Raw genomic sequence first — 5,342 nt, 5'->3', positions numbered from 1 at the left:
GACTGACCTATTTTTATATAACCCAACCCGACATCATTTAATGTTGATAAAATTTTATGAAGTTTCGGAACATTTTCAAAAAATTTATCAAATTTATTATTTAGGTTTTCTGCTCCTGCAGTTGCCGGGATGATTACCGGTGCTTTATATAACATAATAGCAAGGTTGCTTATAGGAAATACTTTAGGTCATTTGGGAATTGCCGGAATTACGGTAAATTTTCCTTTGGTAATTTTATATATTGCTTTCAGTGCTTTTATAGGTGTTGGCGGGAATGCATTATTTTCCATATATTTGGGCAAAAAAGATATAAAAAAAGCCGAACACATTTTAGGTAATACTTTTGTTATGCTTGTGTTGGTATCGGTCGGTGTATCGGTATTCTTATACATTTTTTTGGAACAAGCATTAGCAATGGTTGGTGCAAGTGCCGATGTTATGCCCTATGCCAAAGAATATATGGAAATATCAATGATAGGTTTTACAATTTGGGGAATAGGTGCCGGTATGAACCACTTTATAAGGTCAAGCGGTCATCCTAATATTGCGCTTATAACTCAAATTGTTGGAAATGTAGTTAATATTATTGTCGGTATATTGTTTGTTTATTATCTTGGTTGGGGAATGAAAGGTGTTGCATGGGCAAGTGTGTTCGGTCAAACTTTCAGTGCCGTATGGATACTATACTTTTTTTTAAGCAAAAAATGTCCTTATAAAGTCAGAATAAAAAATTTTATTTTAAAAAGGGATATTGTTTTTGCAGCATGTGCAATAGGAATATCACAATTTATATTTCAAATATCGTCAAGTATTTTAAATTTTATATTAAACCGTTCTTTAGTTGTATACGGCGGAGATACCGCACTTGCCGCAATCGGCATTGTAATGGCTGTAAATTCCATGATAATTTTTACGATTATGGGGATATCTCAGGGAAGCCAACCTTTAATAGGTTATAACTACGGAGCAAAACATTATTCCAATGCAATACAAACAACAAAAATGGCAATAAGATGGAGCAGCATTATTTTAATAACGGGTTTTTTAATAACGGAAATTTTTGCGGTTCCCGTAGTAAAATTATTTAATTCGGATAATGAAGAACTTATAAAAATGGCAGCAAGAGGTTTAAGGTTTGTTAATTTTATGCTTCCGGTAATATCCCTGCACTTTTTCGGCAGCACATATTTTCAAGCTATTAATAAACCGTTACAGGCAACTATTTTAAGTCTTTCAAGGCAGGTATTGTTACTTATACCTTTTGTTTTAATTTTGCCGAAATTTATGGGGCTTGACGGTGTGTTTTTTGCAACAACCGTTGCCGATTTTTTTGCTTGTTTGATATCGGCAATTTTATTACACCATTATTTTCATAAACATAATCAAACATTATTTATATCGGCAAAATTACATAAAAAGATACAGATATTTAAAAAGCTGAAAAGCTGAGGGTTTAGGGTTGAAAGCTGAGGAGTTTGTTGTAAAAAATGCTATGCAATTTTGATAAATAATAGATTTTTTGCAAAGCAAAAAATACCGAAAACTATAAGCTATCAGCTGAAATTTTATGAAATAAAATTGGCTCATTTTATCAGCCAAAAATTACTTTGTGATTTTTTAAGGAGAACAACATGATTACATTTTCAGTAGGGCTTCTGATTTTATTGGCAGGTTATCTTACATATTCAAAATATGTTGAAAAACAATTTGAACCCGACGGCAGACCTACACCGGCTTATGCAATTAACGACGGTGTTGATTTTATTCCTTTAAGCATTAGAAGAAACCAAATGATACAGTTATTAAGTATTGCCGGTATGGGACCGATTGTAGGTGCAATACAGGGGATATTATTCGGACCTATAGCATTTCTTTTAATACCTGTAGGATGTATTCTTATGGGTGCCGTTCACGATTATTTTGCAGGAATGATATCAATGAGAAACAACGGTATGCAGGTAACGGGGCTAATTGAAAAATATTTAGGTAAAACCTGGTATTATGTATTTTTGGTAATAATTTCCGTCTTGATGCTTCTTGTTGCCGTTGTTTTTGTTTATACATCAGGCGACCTTCTTGCTTCAAAGTTTTTTAACGTTACCGATTTTTCTTTAAACAACAAAATTATTTTATATATTTACGGTTCCATAATTTTATATTATATGCTTTCAACTATGTTTCCTATAGATAAAATTATCGGAAATGTATATCCGATACTCGGTTTTATTTTAATCATAGGAACTTTTCTTTTATTGGCAGGTTTCTTTATAAAAGGTGTAAATTTGCAGGAAATAAATTTTGCTCATCTTAATATGCACCCTAAAAAATTTTATTTAATTCCTATATTTTTTATGACAATAAGTTGCGGATTGTTATCAGGTTTTCATTCCACACAATCAACGGTTATTGCAAGAACGGTTCAACATGAAAAAGAGGGAAGAAAAGTTTTTTATGCCATGATGTGTGTTGAAAGTTTTATTGCTATGGTATGGGCAGCGGCAGCAATGACAACTTATAGTTTGAATATAGTTCCCGAAAATTTTGTAGGGCAAGTTCCGGCAATCAGAATAATGACGGAATATTTTGTTCCAGCATATTTGGCATTTATAGTTATAATAGCGGTTGTTGTATTACCGATAACAACGGGAGATACTTCTTTAAGGGCATTAAGACTTACGTTATCGGATGCCTTTAAAGTAAGCCAGGCAAAACCTTCCGGAAGGTTTTTAATAAGTATTCCGGTATTTTGTTTGGTTATTATTTTGCTTTATATCGTAAAAACTCAGCCGGACGGTTTTGCACTTATTTGGCGTTACTTTATGTTTGTTAATCAGTTAATGGTTTTACCTACATTTTTTTATGCCACAATATACCTGTATAAAAACAAAAAGAATTATTTTATTACATTATTGCCGGGCTTGTTGTTTGTATACATAGATATGCTTTTTATATTAAATGCAAAAATCGGCTTTAATTTAAGTTACGGTCTTTCAAGTATAATTGCATTTATTTTTGTCGTAATAACCATCTTCTATATTTCAAAAAAATTAAGAGGTGCAAAATGAATATAAAATTTGAAAAAGTTGTAACCGAAGAACAAATAAAAAAGGTGGCCGAAGCAGCAAATATTGTTTGGCACGAAGCTTACAAAGAAATTGTATCACTTGCTCAAATAGATTATATGATAGAAAAATTTCAATCTTTTGGTTCGTTGTCTGAAGCGATAAATAAAAATAATTATCTTTATTATTTAATAAAAGTTGATGATACCGTTGCAGGATATATAGGGTTGCAAGAAAAAGACGGAAAAATGTTTTTAAGCAAACTTTATATTTTAAAAGAATTTAGAGGAAAACAAGTTTCATCAAAAACTTTTGAGTTCATTGAAAATTCAGCAAGAAATAAAAAATTAAAATCCGTTTGGTTAACCGCAAATAAAAATAATACTCATGCAATAGAAGTGTATAAACATAAAGGTTTTGTTGTAATAAGAACACAGGTTACAGATATCGGCAACGGTTTTGTTATGGACGACTATGTTTTTGAAAAAACTTTGTAAAAAACACAAAGTTTTTTAATGTATAATGTAAAATTTTGGTAAAAATACAAAGATTTTTGCTTTTTTAAGTTTTTTATTTTGCAAAAAACACATTAATTATACATTATAAATTATACACTATACATTAATAGAAATTTTGTGAAACAAAATTTTTACAAGGGCGGCTTCTTTCTCGGGTGTTCCCATAGAAATTGTAAAATCGGTTTCGGAATTATTTTGAACTTTTGCGGTTACCGTATTATCCTCTATAAAAACCGGTTTTTTAAAATTTATTTCCATTTCATTTAAACTATAATCTTTTTTAAATTGCGGGGTAAATGTTTCCATTGCCCACATAGGATAAATACAATTATTTACATGCCCGTTCGTATCAATTGCTCTTTCAGGCAACACATCATAAGTAAGGTTAAAACTGTCAAATTTTATAGGTCTTAATTTTATTGTGTCTATCATAGCCCATTGGCTTGAAGCTGCAATTAATATTTTACCTGTTTTGTCTTTTATAAGAAATTCTCTAACTGCAATAATTGGTGTCCTTGCACACGGCCATGTTTCAAGTATCAATTCATCAAAAACTTTAGGTAAATAATTTATTTTTAGATGGTATGCCCTTCCTACCCAAGCCAAATTGTGTTCTTTACAAAAAGTATAACCTACATTAAGTTTTTCGGCATGAGTATCCGCCATATCTTGCAATAAATGAAATATACTGATAACTCTTATATTACCGTTTATATCACATTGTGAATTTGATATTTTGCATTCTCTAATAAGTTTATCCATTTTAGTTTCCTTTTCTATTTAAAATTTTTTATTATTCTATAAAATTTTAAAAAATTTTTTAATCTGTTTTTTTTCTGGACAGTTCATATAAATTTATTATAAAATATGTTAATATATCGAGTTTATACTTTCTTTAAATAAAATGCATAAAATAATTTTAATTTATATATTTGCCGTATTATTTTTTATTGTCGGGTGTGAAAAGCAAAACAAGACGGATATAATATATAATTTTTATAAAGATTATACTTCCGCCTGCAATAACGGTTCAACCGAAACGGTATTAAAGCAATATTGCAGCAAAAAACTGTTGGCGGATTTAGATACGTTGTATTCTTTTGACAGTGAAGATTCCATTATTGTCGGAATAGATTATGATATTTTCTTTAATGCTCAAGATGTTTTGCCGGTTGAAAATTTAAAAGTTTCAAAAATTGAAAACAATTTATATTCGGTTGAATGGGAACAACACACTAAGCCGATAAAAATAAAACTTATAAAAGAAGGCGGAACATTTAAGATAGATGAACTTGACAGTTATAATTTTGAACAGATAAAAAAAGAAGTCGATAATTATTGGAAACATAAAAAGTCCGTAAAAATTTAAATTAAAAGAGGATTGTGCAAATGGTAAAACCTGATAAATGGATAAAACAAATGGCTATTGAAAAAAAAATGATAGAGCCGTTTGAACCGGAACAAATAAGAAAAGGTATTTCTTTCGGAACATCATCTTACGGTTATGATTTCAGAGTATCAAACGAATTCAAAATAATGCAAAAAAAATCCGACGGAACATTTATTGACCCTAAAAAAATAGACCAAAATTTATTTCAGGATATAAAAGTTGACGATTTTATAATACTTCAACCACAAACCGTTGCCCTTGCAAGAACCGTTGAATATTTTAGAATTCCCAGAGATATTATAACGATAGCTTTCGGTAAATCCACTTATGCAAGATGCGGAATTTTGGTTAATATAACACCTTTTGAGCCGG

General features: G+C 30.3%; 5 protein-coding genes and 1 pseudogene. 5 read left to right on the top strand and 1 reads right to left on the bottom strand.

The genetic code is table 11. From position 1 onward, the window contains the following. Positions 1–126: 126 nt before the first annotated feature. From ACMUOV_RS03560 to ACMUOV_RS03550, 3 genes and pseudogenes are all read left to right on the top strand, one after another. A pseudogene (locus tag ACMUOV_RS03560) lies at positions 127–1,449 on the top strand (MATE family efflux transporter); the annotation flags it as partial. A 182-nt stretch (positions 1,450–1,631) separates the two neighbouring features. After that, the gene (locus ACMUOV_RS03555; protein WP_413853740.1) at positions 1,632–3,065 is read left to right on the top strand and encodes a carbon starvation protein A; all 1,434 of its coding nucleotides are present in this window, start codon (positions 1,632–1,634) and stop codon (positions 3,063–3,065) included. Then, positions 3,062–3,559: a GNAT family N-acetyltransferase gene (locus ACMUOV_RS03550; RefSeq protein WP_413853738.1), complete on the top strand. Its 498-nt coding sequence runs from the start codon at positions 3,062–3,064 to the stop codon at positions 3,557–3,559. Before ACMUOV_RS03555 ends, ACMUOV_RS03550 begins: the two co-directional genes overlap by 4 nt. A gap of 117 nt (positions 3,560–3,676) precedes the next feature. Here ACMUOV_RS03550 and ACMUOV_RS03545 read toward each other — a convergent pair whose 3' ends face one another. After that, positions 3,677–4,342, bottom strand: a complete 666-nt coding sequence (locus ACMUOV_RS03545) for an acyl-[acyl-carrier-protein] thioesterase (RefSeq protein ID WP_413853737.1) — start codon at positions 4,340–4,342, stop codon at positions 3,677–3,679. Positions 4,343–4,484: 142 nt separating this feature from the next. On the opposite strand from ACMUOV_RS03545, the gene ACMUOV_RS03540 reads away from it, so the two are divergent. Both ACMUOV_RS03540 and ACMUOV_RS03535 read left to right on the top strand, forming a co-directional pair. Further along, positions 4,485–4,949: a DUF3828 domain-containing protein gene (locus tag ACMUOV_RS03540; protein ID WP_413853735.1), complete on the top strand. Its 465-nt coding sequence runs from the start codon at positions 4,485–4,487 to the stop codon at positions 4,947–4,949. Positions 4,950–4,969: 20 nt separating this feature from the next. Beyond that, on the top strand, positions 4,970–5,342 hold a 373-nt coding region (locus ACMUOV_RS03535; protein WP_413853733.1), incomplete at its 3' end, for a dCTP deaminase domain-containing protein.

The sequence above is a fragment of the Candidatus Ruminimicrobium bovinum genome, assembly GCF_902760015.1.
In the GTDB taxonomy this organism is placed as follows: Bacteria; Elusimicrobiota; Endomicrobiia; order Endomicrobiales; family Endomicrobiaceae; genus Ruminimicrobium; species Ruminimicrobium bovinum.
Note: the sequence above shows the minus strand (reverse complement) of the source record. Positions and strands in the feature narration are given on the sequence as shown.